Genomic DNA, 17,685 nt, shown 5'->3' with positions numbered 1-17,685 from the left:
TGTGCGCAATAATAGAGGACACTTTTAAGCTTGGCAAGAGAAAATCGTATTATTTGCTTTCTTTTCAATCAACTTGCATTTATTAGATTAAAAAATATAAATTTTGGGGCGATGGTTTATGATATTTGTACATTAAATTGTCATCTGATTGCAATTTTAGCTTCATAAATACGGTTTAAGTTCGAAGTTAAAATAACTCGCCAATTCATAAATAAAATGAAAAATAAAATCTCAAGACGCGCATTAATTAAAAACTCATTGGCTGGATTTGGTGCGATTTCACTGCCTGTTTCGATTACAGCATGTAATGGCGATGGTCAAACCAGCAATGAGCATAAAGTTGAATTTTTGCATGGAGTGGCGAGTGGAGATCCATTACAGGATCGAATAATTCTTTGGTCGCGAATAACACCTACAGATGTGACGGCAACATATGAGTTAGATTGGGAAATTGCACTTGATGAAAATTTTTCAAATATTGTTCAGATGGGGAAAATCAAGACTTCTGCTGCTAAAGACTTTTGCTTGAAAGTCGATGTACTTAATTTGAGTGCCGATACTCGCTATTATTACCGATTTAAATATGGGCAGATACATTCTCCAATTGGTCGTACGAAGACCTTAGCAACCAAGTCCAATGCGGTTAACTTTGCCGTATGCTCATGCTCAAATTATCCTGCTGGTTATTTTTATGTGTACCGTGAAATTGCGAAGCAGGACGTGGATGCTGTGCTGCATCTGGGCGACTATATTTACGAATATGGCAAAGATGGGTATGCAACTGAACAAGCCGAAAAGCTTGGTAGAACACTCGATGTGGATAATCAAAACGAGATTTACCGTCTAGAAGATTATCGAAAACGTTATGCAAAATATCGAACAGATCCTGATTTACAAGCGGTTCATCAACGTCATCCATTTATTCTGATTTGGGATGATCATGAGCTGACAAATGATGCATGGCGAGCTGGTGCGCAGAATCATCAACCTGATTTAGAGGGAGATTTCGTAGCACGAAGAACAGCAGCCCTAACCGCTTATTTTGAGTGGATGCCAATCCGCGAAAAAAGCAATAACGATATTCTTCATATTTATCGTCAGTTTAATTTTGGTGATTTAGTTCAACTTAATATGCTAGATACACGTATGTTGGCACGAGATGAGCAACTGGCTTTTGCTTCATTTATGGATGGTGAAAATCTAAATGTTGAGCAATTTAGAGCGGCATTAATGAATGAGCAGCGACAGCTAATAGGGATAGATCAGTTAAATTGGTTGGCGAATAGTCTGCAGAGTTCTCGTGCAATATGGAATGTATTGGGTCAGCAAGTATTGATGGCGAAAATGTTGGTACCTGCTGAAATATTGCAAATATTAAATGTTGCCAAAAGTGGAATGGTAGATGACAACTTTTTAATTGAAGCTCAAAAACGTCTCATGGAGTTGGTTGCAATTAAGTTGCGTTATAAAAATAATGATCCAAGCTTAATTGACGCTGAATTATCAAGAATACTAACCGTGATTCCTTATAATTTAGACGCTTGGGATGGTTACTATGCTGAGCGTGAGCGTGTTTATGCTTTATATGAGCAGTACCAGAAGAAAGTTGTTGTGTTGGCTGGAGATACCCATAATGCGTGGGAGTCTGCATTACATCAACAAAATGGTGAGAAGGTGGGGATTGAATTAGCAACAAGTTCAGTTTCTTCACCGGGTATGGAGAAATATCTCAATTTACCTGAGAACTTAATGCAACAATTTGAACAAGTGTTTATCCAATTGATTGATGAATTAAGTTTTTGTAATTTGAATCAACGAGGCTATTTAAAATTGAGCTTTGATTCTACGCAATTGAGTGCAGATTGGTTGTTTTTAACAGATATTCATTCACAGAAGTATCAAGTTGATCAACTCAGATTGCACTCAACAACGTATGATACCAATTTGAATATAATTAAAGTAATGCAGCAAGCAAGTTGATCGTAGCGCTACATGATGCTATCGATATATTTTTCTATATCGGTATGCTTGTAGCGCATACACAATTTGTTTTCATAGTTCATCAAATGAACATAAAGTTGCGCATTTTTTTGTTTTTGTTCAATCAATAATTGATGCTGCTTTGAGTTTTTGGATGAAAAGATTAGTTTTAAGTAAAGCTTAAAATTTTGTTTATAACTCCAGAAAGTCACTCTACGAATTTCTTGAATGTAGTAATAGTTTTCTTTAGAAGTATTTTCTCGGAATAAATTCTCTTTATAAAATTTAACGAAACCAAAATTCATAGCGAAATAAAACAAAATTCCCTGTAAGAACCAACTTTCCATAAAAGCGATATTTAAACTTTGTAAAAGAATGAGGATGGTCAGTTTGAATGGGGTATTTTTAAGTTGCTGGTAAGTTGAGATGCTACTATGCTTGATCTGTTTGAGGATGATTGGCGTAATCAGCATAAAAAATAACATGATACACAACACAGCACTCCCGCCAGATTGAAAGCCTTCTAAAAAAACAATGTGTTGTTTAAGCAAAAGGGTTAACAAATATGAGCAAGGGAGGAAAATCATTAATGCAAGTGCAAGCGGGATCAGTTCTTTACGCTCATCTAGAATTCCTTTGGTCTTTAACTGACTATAGAGCAAGAAGTTTTTTTTAAACGCTTGAGGATATTGTTGTTTTAGTTCTTGAAGATATTGAGCAACTTGCTGATTTTGATTCATTTGAATATGAAATTCTGAAGATGAGTGATTATAGCAGATGAGTTTAAAGAAAATGCAGACATAAAAAAACCAGCTTACGCTGGGTTCTTTATTTACACCATTATTCTCTATTAGAAGAATGGTGCCCGAGGCCAGACTCGAACTGGCACGCTTTGTGGGCGGGGGATTTTAAATCCCCTGTGTCTACCGATTTCACCACTCGGGCTTAACAAGATGGAGGCGGAGGTCGGAATCGAACCGGCGTACACGGAGTTGCAGTCCGCTGCATGACCACTCTGCCACCCCGCCATGTCTTGTTGATGCGTATATTAACAAGCTCTGAAAAAAAAACAATAGTGCTTTTATTCGTATGTGCAGAAAAACAGCATATAACGGAAATTATTTAAAATATTCATGTAGAATGTGCGAAATTGATTCATATCAACACTTGGGAGATGTGCCGTGGCATTAGTTTTAGATGGTCGTGCATTGGCAAAACAAATTGAGGCTGATTTGTTAACTCGCGTAGAAGCGTTAAAAGCAAAATCAGGACGTACTCCAATTCTTGCGACGATTTTAGTAGGTGACGATGGTGCATCTGCAACTTATGTGCGTATGAAGGGTAATGCATGCCGCCGTGTTGGTATGGATTCACTTAAAGTTGAACTACCAAAAGAAACGACGACAGAACAATTGCTTGCTGAAATTGAAAAACTCAATGCAAATCCTGATGTTCACGGTATTCTTTTACAACATCCAGTACCTGCGCAAATTGATGAGCGAGCGTGTTTTGATGCGATCTCACTTGAAAAAGATGTGGATGGTGTTACTTGCCTTGGTTATGGTCGTATGGCAATGGGTGAAGCGGCTTACGGTTCTGCGACACCTGCTGGTATTATGACGATTCTGAAAGAAAACAACATCGAAATCGAAGGTAAGCATGCGGTTGTTGTAGGTCGATCTGCAATTTTGGGTAAACCAATGGCAGCTATGCTTCTCGAGGCGAATGCTACTGTAACGATTTGTCACTCTCGTACACAAGACGTTGCTAGCTTTGTGAAGCAAGCGGATATCATTGTGGGTGCAGTGGGTAAAGCTGAATTGATTCAAAAAGATTGGATTAAACCTGGTGCAGTAGTTGTTGATGCTGGTTTCCATCCACGTGATGGCGGTGGTGTGGGCGATATTCAACTTGTTGGTATTGAAGAAATTGCTTCAGCTTACACACCAGTACCGGGTGGTGTAGGTCCAATGACAATCACAACGTTGATTCGTCAAACAGTTGAAGCAGCTGAAAAAGCTTTAGGTTAATATTATCTCCCTCTCTTGCGCCGTATACGGCTCAGGGAGAGGGTTGGGGTGAGGGTATTGAGTTAGATAAATCCTCTCGCTAACCCTCTCCTTTAAAAGGAGAGGGAATTCTCTTTATTAATTTAGGTTTCGTATTTGAAACTCAAATTTTGTATATTTAAAAATAAAATCCAATGAGCTGTACTTTCCAATTTCCTAAAGCGCCTGAACATTTACTAAAAGCCTTACATGATGTGATTCCAGGTTGTGAGCTTCATGCACAGCAATTGCCTGATACACCAATTTCACTTTGGCTCATTCCACCTGTTTTTCCAACCGATAAGCTAGATGATGAAGTTATTCGTCGTATATGGAATGATACGCCATATTGGATTTTCTGTTGGGCATCAGGTTTAGCAATGGCACAATGGTTATTGGCTGAACCGCATCATGTAAAAAACAAAGTGGTTTTAGACTTTGGCGCAGGTTCAGGCGTAGTCGCGATTGCAGCGAAAATGGCAGGGGCAAAGCGTGTCATTTGCTGTGATATCGACCAAGTTAGTTTGGATGCGTGTCGTGCCAATGCTGAATTGAATGATGTTGAGCTTGAATATTTGGATGACTTATATAAAGCTGAGCAGGTTGATATCTTGTTGGCGGCTGATGTGTTGTATGACCAGTGCAATCGTTTCTTCTTAGATGAGTTTTTAAAATTTGCACCTGAGGTGTGGGTGGCGGATAGTCGTGTAAAAAACTTTAGTCATCCGAAGTATGAAAAGCTTGATGAACGCAGTGCAACGACATGGCCAGACTTGGATGAATCACCTGAATTTAGAAATGTCAGTTTTTATAAGACACTCAATGAAGTACATTGAGTGTCCTAAGTTTAGAGTGTGCAGTTAAAGCGAACGACTTGTAAGAGGCTAGGCTTAGTTTCTAAAGAAAGACGTGTATTGTAGTCTTCATTGCTGTATAGGCTTTGAGTGTTTGAGAATCCGAATGATGTTCGTGATTGACCAATTTGAACCTGTTGAATTTCTTGAGTTTTATAATTGGGATTAGCAATTTCATTTACACTCAAAATGGTGGTTTTATATTGTTGAGTGTGCCCTAGAACTTGTTGGCAAGTACGTTGTAATTTGTGTTCATCAATATTTTGGTTGGCGCGTGCAGAGAGGGTATACGAAATATTGGCAGAATTCTCTGATTTATTTTCAATTTGATATCCTGTAGCTCCATTGTGCTGTCGCGGAACAGATTGACAGGCTGTAAGCATAAGGGCGATTAAACAAGAGCCAATCATTTCTATTTTTTTCATTATTTGATCCTAATAAGCTGTTTAAATCAGTATGCCATAAGTGTGACAACTTATTGGTACTAATAAACGTTACTAAATACACTTTATTCAGTTTGTTTGAAGTAAAAAAAAGGTCACCGAAGTGACCTTTTTTCTCATCATGCTTAAGCAGATTTAACCGCTTCTAAAAGCTCAGCTTGACGTTTTTTCAACGCTTCTGGTAAACGATCACCAAGTTTGTTAAATAATTCAGTATGGCTTTCAAGTTCTTTGATCCATTGCTCTTTGTCTTGAGAAGTCACAAGGTCAAATTGCTCTTTCGTAAAGTCTGAACCAGTCCAGTTCAACTGTTCGTAAGTTGGAACACGACCAATTGGAGTTTCAACAGCGTCAGCACGACCTTCACAGCGATCGATAATCCACTCAAGAACACGCATGTTTTGACCGAAACCAGGCCATACAAAGTTGCCTTCAGCATCACGACGGAACCAGTTCACGTTGTAAATACCAGGAAGCTTGTTACCAGCAGCTGCAGCTTTCTCACCAACTTTCTCACCCATTTCTAACCAATGTGTGAAGTAGTCAGCCATGTTGTAGCCAGCAAATGGAAGCATCGCAAATGGATCGCGACGAACAATACCTTGTTGACCAACAGCAGCAGCAGTTGTTTCAGAACCCATGGTTGCAGCTTTATAAACACCGTCAACCCAGTCAAATGCTTCTGAAATTAGAGGCACTGTGTCCGCACGGCGACCACCAAAGATGAACGCAGAGATTGGAACACCTGCTGGATTTTCCCAGTCAGCATCAATAGAAGGGCATTGACCAGCTGAAACTGTGAAACGCGCATTTGGATGAGCTGCTTTTTCTTCACCAGTATGTGGTTGACCTTTCCAGTTAGTTAGGTTGGCAGGTGCTTCTTTAGAAAGACCTTCCCACCATACTTCACCGTTGTCAGTCACGGCAACGTTTGTATAGATCACGTCTTTATGAAGCGTAGCCATACAGTTCGGGTTCGTCTTTGTATTTGTGCCAGGAGCTACACCGAAGAAACCTGCTTCAGGATTGATTGCATATAAGCGACCATCTTCACCTGGTTTGATCCAAGCAATATCGTCACCTACAGTTTCAATCTTCCAACCTTCATAACCTGCTGGTGGAATTAACATTGCAAAGTTTGTTTTACCACAAGCAGATGGGAATGCAGCTGCGATGTAGTGTTTTTCACCTTGTGGATTTGTCACACCAAGGATGAGCATGTGTTCAGCTAACCAGCCTTGCTGACGACCCATGAATGATGCGATACGTAATGCTAAGCATTTTTTACCAAGCAATGCGTTACCACCATAACCAGAACCAAATGACCAAATTTCACGAGTTTCTGGATAATGAACGATGTATTTTTCTTTGTTGCAAGGCCAAGCAACGTCTTTTTGACCTTCTTCCAATGGTGCACCTACAGTGTGTACACATGGAACAAATTCGCCATCAGTGCCTAGAACGTCATAAACAGCTTTACCCATGCGAGCCATTTTAGACATGCTGACTGCAACATAAGGAGAGTCAGTAAGTTCGATACCAATGTGAGCAATATGAGAACCTAAAGGTCCCATAGAGAAAGGTACAACGTACAAAGTACGACCTTTCATAGAACCGTCAAATAAAACGTTTAATTTTTCACGCATAACCGCTGGAGCTTCCCAGTTGTTAGTTGCGCCAGCATCTTCTTTGTTTTCAGAGCAGATAAAAGTACGGTCTTCAACACGAGCAACGTCAGAAGGATCAGAGTTTGCAAGATATGAACCAGGGTGCTTTTCTTGGTTAAGCGCTTGCATTGTGCCGTTAGCGATCATCAAGTCGATATAACGTTGATATTCTTCTGCGCTACCGTCACACCATTCAATTTTTGCTGGTTTTGTTAGTTTAGCAATCTCTTCCACCCAAGCAATAAGCTTAGGGTGACGAACGAATTCTGGTGCGTTCACTTGGGTCATGGTGAGGCCTATATCAAAAGTGTACAATGTGGTGTACAAATAATATCTAGATGCTGGTTTGCAGACTCTAGATTCAGTATGAAAAAAAAGTGGCTGTATTAAAGCATATTTTCTTAAAAAAAATAAGACCAAAGGCTTAAATAGTGCTTAAGACTTGATTGGTGTTAAGTTTATGTAATTATTTGATATTTTTTTAAAAAATGAGTGATTTATTTTTTATTTTTAATTTTTATGTTTGGTATTTATAGTTAAAATATTCATTTAAAATAAAAACTTAATTAAAATATGAGATCAATTCTCATCATCGAAAAATCAAATGAACATCATTTAAAAATTACATAAATTGGCTTTTAATTGAGTAGTAAATAGACGAAATTTTAAAGTAATTCAATTTTTAAACTCATAAAATGAATTCAATGCTCAAGCCTTTGTCTATGATTTTTAATGAAAAATCTGGATTTCATGCCACCAATAATGATCAAATTTATGAACAACTTATGCATTACTGGACAGATCTAGGTTTTGAAATACAAGTTTTTGATATTGCTTCAGAAATGAGTGTTCAAGCACTCATTGAAAAAGTTCATCTTCGACATTTAAATCACGATAATCAGGGGGTGATTGTGGTTGCTGGCGGGGATGGAACGTTAAATTCTGTGGCTAATTATTTATTACATCAAACCATCCCTTTGGCAATTTTACCTTTAGGGACGTTCAATTATGTTGCACGGGTTTTGAATATTCCTTTAGATATTCTCGAAGCTGCAAAACTGGTGGTTGAAGGTAAGCCTAAAGCGGTACATGTGGCAAAAATTAATGATGCCATTTATCTAAATAATGCGAGTTTGGGTCTTTATCCATTGTTTATTAAAAAAAGAGAGTTATATAACCAAAAACTAGGGCGTCTACCATTACATGCCTATACTTCTGGCTTAGACGTGTTGATTCGTGATCGTAAAGAATTAAAGTTAGAAATTGAGGTGGATGGTGTAAATTATGCAGTTAAAACCCCTTTATTATTTTTAGGTAATAACCAACTTCAATTAAAAGAAATGAACCTCAATATCGCTAAAACGGCAGAAGAGGGTCGGGTTGCGGGAGTTGTACTTGCTCACACGGATAAGCTGAGTATTTTTAAAACACTCATCCAACTCGTTCGTGGAAAATTAGATCAGGCAGCAGACGTATATAGTTTTAGTGCGGATCATGTGCGCATACGTTCTCATCAAAAAAAGATGACTGTAGCAATCGATGGAGAAATTATTCAACTGGATTCACCATTAGATATTCATGTTGAAAGAAATGCACTGACCTTAATGGTACCACAATGATTTTACATTTGTCTGATTTGCATTTTGGGACTGAGCAACAAGATTGCTTAGATGCAATTACTCACTTTGTTGCAGAACATTTGATCGAAGCTGTTGTGGTCAGTGGTGATCTCACTCAAAGGGCAAAATTTTCACAGTTTTATCACTGCAAAAAATTTCTAGAAGAACTTAATGTTCCTTATATTGTGATTCCGGGTAATCACGATATTCCTTTGTTTCATTTATGGCGCAGATTTTTAAGTCCGTTTCATCGGTATAAGTTGTTTTTTGGTCAAATGGAACAGACCTTAGAAACTGAGCATTTTTATATTATAGGAATCAATACAATTCACCCTAAGTACCATACCAAAGGTCGTATTACTGAGTTTCAAATTCAGGAAATTGATCAAAAAATGAAATTGGCTCCTCAAGATAAATTAAAAATTCTGCTTACGCATCAACCTTTCTATAGTGGTGATCACGGTATAAATATGTCTAAAGATCGTCCTAAAAATACTGAAAAAGCCCTAAAGACATGGGCAAGCTCAGGGTTGAATGCAATTCTACATGGTCATTTACATGTATCTGCTGTTTATGATCTGAATAAGATTTTCCAACTTAATGCTCAACATCCAATATTGGATATTCATGCAGGTACCGCTACGTCACATCGTTTACATCATGACTTTTCTAATAGTTTTAATCTAATTGATGAAAAACTGAAGGTGCGTGAATATCGCTTTGATTCGAGATTCAAGAAATTTTATTTAGTTGCAAATCGGAATGAAGGCTAAATTATCGAAATGCCTAAAAAAAATACAAAAAATTAAATTTTTTTTCATTTTCCCCTTGAAGCAATTTTTTCCATCCCCACAAAAGTGACATCAAATAATTTTGGTGGTGATCTAAGGAAATTAAGATCACGACTATTAATCAAAAGACTTAGTCTGATGGAGTATTTTTATGAGCAACATTCGTCCATTACATGACCGTGTAGTAATTCGTCGTGTTGAAGAAGAAACAAAAACAGCTGGCGGCATTTTATTGCCAGGTTCTGCTGCAGAAAAGCCTGCTCAAGGTGAAATTATTGCAGTTGGTAATGGTCAGATCACTGACAATGGCGTTCGCGCTTTAGATGTAAAAGTAGGTGACAAGGTATTGTTTGGTACTTATGCAGGAACAACTGTGAAAGTAGATGGCGAAGAACTATTAATCATGAAAGAGTCAGATATTTTAGCTGTTTTAGAAGGCTAATTGATTCTTTTTAATACTACTCATTTAATCAATCAGATTTAGTAATTTTAATAATATTCGGAGTCAAATATGTCAGCTAAAGACGTTAAGTTTGGTGATTCAGCTCGCACAAAAATGATCGCAGGTGTGAATATCCTTGCTGATGCGGTTAAGGTTACACTTGGTCCTAAAGGCCGTAACGTAGTTATCGATCGTTCATTCGGTGCGCCACACATCACTAAAGATGGTGTTTCTGTAGCGAAAGAAATCACATTAAAAGACAAGTTTGAAAACATGGGTGCTCAACTTGTTCGTGAAGTTTCTTCTAAAACAAATGACATCGCAGGTGACGGTACTACAACGGCAACCGTTTTAGCTCAAGCAATTTTGAACGAAGGGATCAAGTCAGTAACTGCGGGTATGAACCCAATGGACTTGAAACGCGGTATCGATATTGCAGTTAAAGCTGTTGTTGCAGATATTAAAGCAACGGCTAAACCAGCATCTGATTCTAAAGCGATTGAACAAGTTGGTTCGATTTCTGCGAACTCTGATACGACTGTTGGTTCACTGATCGCTCAAGCGATGGAAAAAGTGGGTAAAGAAGGTGTAATCACTGTTGAAGAAGGTTCAGGCTTTGAAGATTCTCTAGATGTTGTAGAGGGTATGCAGTTTGACCGTGGTTATATTTCTCCATACTTCGCAAACAAACAAGATACATTAACTGCTGAATTGGAAAACCCATTTATCCTTCTTGTTGATAAGAAAGTAAGCAATATCCGTGAGTTGATTACTGTTCTTGAGGCAGTTGCGAAAACAGGTAAACCACTTCTTATCATCGCTGAAGATGTTGAAGGTGAAGCACTTGCAACGCTTGTTGTAAACAATATGCGTGGCATCATCAAAGTCTGTGCTGTTAAAGCACCAGGCTTCGGTGATCGTCGTAAAGCAATGCTTCAAGATATCGCGATCTTAACTGGTGGTACTGTGATTTCTGAAGAAATCGGTATGCAGTTAGATCAAACAACACTTGAACATTTAGGTACTGCACACAAAGTAACTGTATCTAAAGAAAACACAGTGATTGTTGATGGTGCAGGCGATGCGAATCAAATTGCTGAGCGTGTTCAACAAATTCGTGCGCAAATCGAGGAATCAACTTCAGAATACGACAAAGAAAAACTTCAAGAGCGTGTTGCTAAATTAGCAGGCGGTGTAGCAGTGATTAAAATCGGTGCTGCAACTGAAGTTGAAATGAAAGAGAAGAAAGATCGTGTAGACGATGCTCTTCATGCAACTCGTGCTGCTGTTGAAGAAGGTGTTGTTGCGGGTGGTGGTGTTGCATTAGTACGTGCAGCTAAAGCACTTGACGGTGTAACGGGTATTAACGATGATCAAAACGTAGGTATCAACATCCTTCGTCGTGCGATTGAAGCGCCACTTCGTCAAATCGTATCTAACGCAGGTGACGAACCATCTGTAGTGATTAATGCAGTTAAAAATGGCGAAGGCAACTTCGGTTATAACGCTGCGACTGGTGAATACGGCGATATGCTAGAGATGGGTATTCTTGATCCAGCGAAAGTTACACGTTCTGCACTTGAGCATGCTGCGTCTGTTGCGGGCTTAATGTTAACAACTGAGTGCATGATTACAGAGATCCCAGAAGATAAACCAGCTATGCCAGACATGGGCGGTATGGGTGGTATGGGCGGTATGATGTAATTCATCCCACAGCCTAAAAAATCCCCGCTTTAAGCGGGGATTTTTTTTGTCATCTGTCTGATAAATATTTGAATACTATTGTAAATATTGAATAAAAGCCTAGTAGAGCGCTAATCTAAAGGAACATTAACACCATGATTGGGGGTGATGATGTTAACTGTTCAAGAAAATCAAATCATAGAAGAAATTTATGAGGCTGCCTTAAAGCCACATCACTGGGAAAATGTTTTAAAACAGGTCGTGGAATTTACACAGAGTTCAACGGCGATCTTTACTTACTTTGATCAGCTTCGGCCCGAACAAAATTTTATTTACACCATTAATATCCCGATTGATGGAATTCAAAATTATCAAACGTATAACTTAGATGTCGTAGACATGCGTATTCATGGTCAGTTAATGAATACCTATGGATTAGAGCATGCCTATCAAATTGATTGTCGATCATATGCTGAAACAGATAATGAGGATTTGAAGAACTTTTATGAATATTGTTTAGTTCCTTCAAACATCTGTTATCTCAGTGGGGTATTGTTAGAGTATGGAAAATATAAATGGGGCGTGCTTGCGGTACATCGACCATCAGATGAAGCTGCTTATGATACTGCTGAATTACAAAGTTTAGAAAGACTCGCAAAACACTTTAGAAGAGCGATTCAAATTCATCGACAAATTAAGCTTCTTCAAAATGATAGAAGTAATTACACCGAAATTTTAGATAAGTTGAATGTGGGTGTGCTCATCGTTCAATCTAATCTAGAAGTGAGATTTGTGAATCAGTATGCGAAGGATTGTTTGAATGATACGAGTATGATTGAAATAGATTTGCATAACAGATTAAAAATAATCGAGCCTTATAATGCTCAATTAAAAAAATTGGTGCAGAGCACATTCAAAAAGAATGAGCGTTATTCATTAGAGAGGCATGATCAAGAAGAAGTTGGGGGTGCAATGCAGTTATATAGCGATCGACATCAATCAGCTTACTTAATCACAGTCTCACCACTTAAGGTGCTGTCAGATTCAATGATCTTAGACAATAATCAAGTTGCATTATTCTTATCAAAAATGCAGGATCGAAAACGCTTGTCTAAAATATTACTGAAGTCAACATTCCAACTGACAGCTCGAGAAATTGAAATTTGTCAGCATTTTATGGACGATCAGCATCTTGAAAATATTGCTTTGAAATGTGGGATTACGCTGAGTTCACTGCGGACATATCTGAAAACGATTTATCAGAAGTTAGGATGCTCCTCACAAGCTGAAATGATGCGGATTTTGATCGAATTTATTGATGCTTTTCAGCATATTGAATAATCCCCCTTTAACGAAGATGTTGAAGGGGGATAAAATTAATTCATTCTGGTCAGTGTAAATGTGCCTTCATCTGCTACGGTAAAGCTTAAACTTTGAGTAGAAATTTGTAATGGTAAGCCTAAATGCGCGTCTGTATTGGATAATCCAGCACAACCATTTGTATCAATGCTGAGGGGCGTGGTAACAAAGAGCTTGTTGTCGCGTAATTGATAACGACCATACTCAATACCAGGGCCACCACAAGGTCCGTCATATGGATCTGGTTGATCATCGCCAACCGCATCAACCATAATAAAAGTGTTATTAGAATTAAATACGAAAATTTGTTTACCACTTGAGGACTGCCATGCGCCTACAATTCCACTATTATTTCGAGGAACTCGCGTAAACTCTGCACTTTCATCAGGATTTTCAGCTTCAGAAATCTTAAGTATAGAACCATCAAAAGATAGTTTCATTGAACGCGATTCCCCATGATCGAGAAGTCCCCAATCTTCATTGGTATCAATCACAGGCGTAGTAATATTTATTGAAGAAGCGTATAAACTTCCACTTAGGGCATCTAGATTTATTTTGGCGTATTCCATGCCATTTGAAGAACTATTAGGCTCGTTCGGGATTGGTTCACCGAGCATATATTCGCCATTCTCTCCAATAAATAACACAATTTCAGACTCATCATTTTTTGCATACCATACGCCTTGAATATCTTTGAGCAGTGAGCTGCTAAAATGTTCTTTAGCTTGCTCTTCACTGACTACTATATTGGAGGCAATTTCAGGAATATTGATAATTTGACCTTGAAGTCGCTCTCTAAAATCACTTGTCGCATTGCTGAAATCAATCGATGTTGGCGAGAAATTTGAAACATCATCTGGGATTTGTATGGTCTCTTTATCCTCATCGATATCCAATGATTGTAAAAAAATCAGTAGATTGATAATTCTCTTGTTACGTTCATCTGCATTTAAATCTTCATTCACGAGTTCATTTGGTGTCACACGAGCTAAACCTTGTACGGTACCAATTTCGATATCACCAATTTTAAATGTAATGACATCTCCATCTCGATATTCAAACTCCCCATTTGCATTGGTCTTCTTCGCATTGTCATTATTGCCATTCACGATATATGTCGCACCTGCTACTGGGCTGTCAGTCAGTATTCCTATTTTAATCTGATCATCATTTTTTGCGGATTTATCCGAACCACCACAAGCTGCTAAACAGGTACTGAGCGCCAGTGTTATAAGAGCTTTTTTCATCATTTCCCCCAAATCATTCGTATTTTTGTACCTCGAATATAGTTTTAAAAAATTGAATATGACTATCCTCAAATTGGGAGGGGGTGATGGCATTAATGCTGCGTAATTTTAGAAATTTTTTACTTTTGAGAAATTGCGCATATTTTTTTTTGAAAGATCAGATAAGCGGTTCATAGGTGAGGGCTTCATATTTTCTTCTTAATTCGATCAATGTTGATCGTTTCTGTTATTAGTTCTTGTTTTTTTATTCATAGTCACTGAATATCAATTAAATTTTTATATATTTTAATGAAAACACTTTCTAGAATTCTTTTGACGGCTTAACGACTATGTTATCTAAGTTCTTTATTGAACGACCTATTTTTGCTGGCGTACTTGCGATTATTGTCATGGCAATTGGTATATTTGCGGTGATGAGCTTACCGGTAGAACGCTATCCTGATATTGCTCCGCCAAGAATTACTGTATCAGCAACTTACACAGGAGCTGATGCCGAAACAGTTGAGGAAAGTGTCACACAGGTCATAGAACAACAAATTAAAGGAATTGATAACTTACTTTATTTTAGCTCTACCAGTAATGCATCTGGGAATAGTCGAATTAGTTTAAGTTTTGAAAACGGAACTGATCCAGACACAGCACAAGTCCAAGTTCAAAATAGCATTAATGGGGTGATCAATCGTTTGCCTGAAGACGTGCAGCGTCAAGGGGTCAATGTCTATAAATCCTTAGGTGACACCTTTATGGTGGTGGGGTTATATGACACTACGAACCAAAGTAATAATATTGCGTTGTCAGATTATTTGGCTGATCACATTGAACCAGAAATTGCGCGTGTAGAAGGTGTTGGTGAGGTTGATGTCTTTGGTTCTCAATATGCCATGCGTATTTGGCTAGATCCGAACTTATTGAAACAATATCAGTTGATGCCTAGTGATATTCGTGCCGCAATTGAAGCACAAAATACACAAGTTGCTGCAGGTGGAATCGGAGATTTACCGACAGTAGCAGACCAGTATCTTAATGCAAAAGTTACCGCTGGATCACGACTAAGAACAGTCGATGAATTTAAAAATATCATTGTCAAAGCGACCCCTGATGGAAGTTTTATTTATTTAAAAGATGTAGCACGCATTGAGTTAGGTGCTGAAAATTATCAAGCTTTTAATACCATTAATGGATCACCTTCAGCAGGCTTGGCTGTTTCAATGTCATCTGGTGCAAATGCTCTTGCAACCTCAGCTAAAATTAAAGAAGTACTTGAGGACATTAAGAAAAAACTTCCTGAAGGCTATCAAATTGTCTACCCACGAGATAACACGCCGTTTGTTCAAGAGTCCATTAAAGAAGTTGTAAAGACCTTAGTTGAAGCCATTATCTTGGTCGTGTTGGTCATGTTTATCTTTTTACAAAGCTGGCGCGCAACACTTATTCCAACGGTCACGGTTCCAATTGTTATTTTGGGCACTTTCGCCGTCTTATTTGCGCTCGGAATGACCATCAATACATTGACACTTTTTGCATTAGTTCTTGCGATTGGATTACTTGTAGATGATGCAATTGTGGTGGTCGAAAATGTCGAACGTTTGATGCATGAAAAGGGGCTATCTGCAAAGCAAGCGTCTATCTTATCTATGCAAGAGATGACGGGGGCTTTAATTGGAATTACAGTGGTGCTAACTGCAGTATTTATTCCGATGGCTTTTTTTACAGGATCGACAGGAGTTATATACCGTCAGTTTTCAATTACCTTGATTGCAGCCATGTCACTGTCATTGTTGGTCGCGTTAATTCTCACACCAGCATTGTGTGCGATTATTCTTAAACCTAAACAACAAGAAGCAAAATGGGCGACATGGTTTAATACAAAAATGGAATCATTACGATTGCATTATCTAAAGTGGGTTGAAAAAAGCCTGTCACTAAAATGGATCGTTTTAACCAGTTTTTCTGGGTTAATTGTGATTTTTGCTTTGTTTTATAAGTCGCTTCCAACCAGCTTTATTCCAAGTGAAGATCAAGGTTTTATCAGTGTCCAATTCAGTTTACCTGAAGGCGCACCTATGACAGAAAGTCAGCTTGTTGGTGAAAGTATTCGAGAGTATTTTCTTGAACAAGAAAAACAGAATGTTAGGTTGGTTCAAATTCGTTATGGACGAAATTTTTCAGGAACGGGTCAAAATTTAGGAACAGGATTTGTAGCATTACATCATTGGGATGATCGTCCAGGTGAGGCAAACTCTGCACAATCCATTCGTGAACGAGCGATGGAGTTCTTTAGAAAAGACAGTCGCGCTCGGATTATGGTGAGTTTGCCAGGTTCTGTAAGTGGTCTTGGCGATACAAACGGCATCGAGTTTTGGCTGCAAGATTTAAATGGACAAGGACGACAGTATTTAGAAGATCAATTTCAAGCGCTAGAACGACAGGCAATCAACTTCACGACTTTTGAAAATTTGGGCAAACGCTCTAATCCAGATAAAGCCAAATTGAAAGTGAATATCAATCAAAAATTAGTGATGGCGAATGGTCTTTCACAATCTGCGATTAATAGCACTTTGGCTGCAGCTTGGGGTGGTTCTTATGTGAACGACTTTATTGATCGCGGACGTATTAAACGCGTCATGATGCAGGGGGATGCCGAGTATCGTTCAAAGCCTGAAGATCTCAATTTGTGGTCTGTACGAAATAATCAAAATCAAATGATTTCATTTGGTAATTTTGCCACTGTGGATTGGGATGGAGGCCCTGATGTGGTGACTCGTTTCCAAGGTTATTCCGCGCTACAAATGGAAGCAGACACTGCAAAAAATGTGAGCAGTGGTGCTGCAATGCGTGATATCAAGTCTATGGTTGATCAATTGGACGGGGTTGGGCTAGCGTGGAGTGGATTATCGTTTCAAGAGCAACAATCGAGTACACAAGCCATTTGGCTTTATCTCATCTCTGTTGGCTTTATCTTTCTATGTTTAGCTGCCTTATATGAAAGTTGGTCGATACCTTCTGTTGTGATTGCTGCTATTCCATTGGGTATTGGCGGTAATATTATTTTTAGTTGGTTGGTCGGATTTCCAAACGATATTTACTTCCAAATTGCGTTACTTACGACGATTGGGTTGTCATGTAAAAATGCCATCTTAATTGTTGAATTTGCGGCAATGGCTCAGGAGCGTGGAGCTAACGCGATTGCTGCTGCTTTACAAGGTGCAAGTTTGCGCTTACGTCCAATTTTAATGACCTCGCTTGCTTTTGGTGCAGGGGTTATACCTTTGGTATTTGCTTCAGGTGCGGGTGCTGCCAGTCGTCAAGAAATTGGTGTCAGTGTCCTTGGTGGGGTAATTTTCGGCACAATTTTAGTTCTAGCCTTTATTCCCTTTATGTTTGTTATCGTTCGGAATATTTTTAAATATAAATCAAAATCAGCATCTGAAACTTAATGTGGTATCCGCAGTATAAAGAGTATGGTACTGCGGTTGATTTAATCCATTTTTAAATATCAGTTTTTGACAAGATCAATACGCACTAACATTTTCAATTAGTGTTAGCATGCCT

Annotated in this window: 13 protein-coding genes and 2 tRNA genes; 9 read left to right on the top strand and 6 right to left on the bottom strand. The window is 38.5% G+C overall.

Translation table 11 applies throughout. The features are described from left to right. Positions 1 to 216 precede the first annotated feature (216 nt). Entirely contained in the window at positions 217 to 1,980 is a 1,764-nt protein-coding gene (locus tag AC1M85_RS10740; protein WP_488213055.1) for an alkaline phosphatase D family protein, read from the top strand. A gap of 8 nt (positions 1,981 to 1,988) precedes the next feature. Here the strand turns inward: AC1M85_RS10740 and AC1M85_RS10735 are convergent, their stop codons facing one another. The 3 genes from AC1M85_RS10735 to AC1M85_RS10725 form a co-directional block, all read right to left on the bottom strand. Next, a complete protein-coding gene (locus AC1M85_RS10735; protein ID WP_488213054.1) occupies positions 1,989 to 2,720 on the bottom strand; it encodes a hypothetical protein in 732 nt (243 codons plus the stop codon). A gap of 119 nt (positions 2,721 to 2,839) precedes the next feature. Beyond that, positions 2,840 to 2,925: transfer RNA gene (locus tag AC1M85_RS10730), tRNA-Leu, on the bottom strand. Positions 2,926 to 2,934: 9 nt separating this feature from the next. Next, positions 2,935 to 3,008, bottom strand: a tRNA-Cys gene (locus AC1M85_RS10725). Between the two features lie 153 nt (positions 3,009 to 3,161). On the opposite strand from AC1M85_RS10725, the gene folD reads away from it, so the two are divergent. Next, positions 3,162 to 4,010 carry a bifunctional methylenetetrahydrofolate dehydrogenase/methenyltetrahydrofolate cyclohydrolase FolD gene (gene folD / locus AC1M85_RS10720; RefSeq protein ID WP_488213053.1) on the top strand — a complete coding sequence of 283 codons (849 nt, stop codon included), beginning with the start codon at positions 3,162 to 3,164 and terminating at the stop codon, positions 4,008 to 4,010. A gap of 173 nt (positions 4,011 to 4,183) precedes the next feature. After that, the gene (locus AC1M85_RS10715) at positions 4,184 to 4,864 is read left to right on the top strand and encodes a class I SAM-dependent methyltransferase (protein ID WP_481589680.1); all 681 of its coding nucleotides are present in this window, start codon (positions 4,184 to 4,186) and stop codon (positions 4,862 to 4,864) included. Between the two features lie 11 nt (positions 4,865 to 4,875). On the opposite strand, the gene AC1M85_RS10710 is transcribed toward AC1M85_RS10715, so the two are convergent. Further along, complete coding sequence (locus AC1M85_RS10710; RefSeq protein ID WP_488213052.1) at positions 4,876 to 5,307, bottom strand: hypothetical protein; 432 nt, start codon at positions 5,305 to 5,307, stop codon at positions 4,876 to 4,878. Positions 5,308 to 5,450: 143 nt separating this feature from the next. Then, entirely contained in the window at positions 5,451 to 7,280 is a 1,830-nt protein-coding gene (locus tag AC1M85_RS10705; protein ID WP_488213051.1) for a phosphoenolpyruvate carboxykinase (GTP), read from the bottom strand. Positions 7,281 to 7,687: 407 nt separating this feature from the next. On the opposite strand from AC1M85_RS10705, the gene AC1M85_RS10700 reads away from it, so the two are divergent. From AC1M85_RS10700 to AC1M85_RS10680, 5 genes are all read left to right on the top strand, one after another. Next, on the top strand, positions 7,688 to 8,611 hold the full coding sequence (locus AC1M85_RS10700) for a diacylglycerol/lipid kinase family protein (RefSeq protein WP_092765935.1): 924 nt from the start codon (positions 7,688 to 7,690) through the stop codon (positions 8,609 to 8,611). Continuing rightward, positions 8,608 to 9,384, top strand: a complete 777-nt coding sequence (locus tag AC1M85_RS10695) for a metallophosphoesterase family protein (protein ID WP_488213050.1) — start codon at positions 8,608 to 8,610, stop codon at positions 9,382 to 9,384. Before AC1M85_RS10700 ends, AC1M85_RS10695 begins: the two co-directional genes overlap by 4 nt. Before the next feature lie 169 nt (positions 9,385 to 9,553). After that, positions 9,554 to 9,844: a co-chaperone GroES gene (locus AC1M85_RS10690; protein WP_004810787.1), complete on the top strand. Its 291-nt coding sequence runs from the start codon at positions 9,554 to 9,556 to the stop codon at positions 9,842 to 9,844. A gap of 69 nt (positions 9,845 to 9,913) precedes the next feature. Then, positions 9,914 to 11,548 (top strand): chaperonin GroEL, encoded by a 1,635-nt coding sequence (gene groL, locus AC1M85_RS10685; protein ID WP_035266940.1) that lies wholly within the window; start codon positions 9,914 to 9,916, stop codon positions 11,546 to 11,548. Between the two features lie 150 nt (positions 11,549 to 11,698). Further along, a complete protein-coding gene (locus tag AC1M85_RS10680; protein WP_488213049.1) occupies positions 11,699 to 12,868 on the top strand; it encodes a LuxR C-terminal-related transcriptional regulator in 1,170 nt (389 codons plus the stop codon). Positions 12,869 to 12,903: 35 nt separating this feature from the next. Here AC1M85_RS10680 and AC1M85_RS10675 read toward each other — a convergent pair whose 3' ends face one another. Continuing rightward, positions 12,904 to 14,133, bottom strand: a complete 1,230-nt coding sequence (locus tag AC1M85_RS10675; RefSeq protein ID WP_481588542.1) for a hypothetical protein — start codon at positions 14,131 to 14,133, stop codon at positions 12,904 to 12,906. Positions 14,134 to 14,462: 329 nt separating this feature from the next. Here AC1M85_RS10675 and AC1M85_RS10670 point away from each other — a divergent pair, with 329 nt between their 5' ends. Continuing rightward, positions 14,463 to 17,570, top strand: coding sequence for a multidrug efflux RND transporter permease subunit (locus tag AC1M85_RS10670; RefSeq protein ID WP_481593186.1), 3,108 nt, complete (start codon positions 14,463 to 14,465; stop codon positions 17,568 to 17,570). Positions 17,571 to 17,685 lie beyond the last annotated feature (115 nt).

The organism is Acinetobacter sp. 24-47-64, from assembly GCF_057737055.1.
This window is presented reverse-complemented; position numbering and strand designations above follow the sequence as displayed.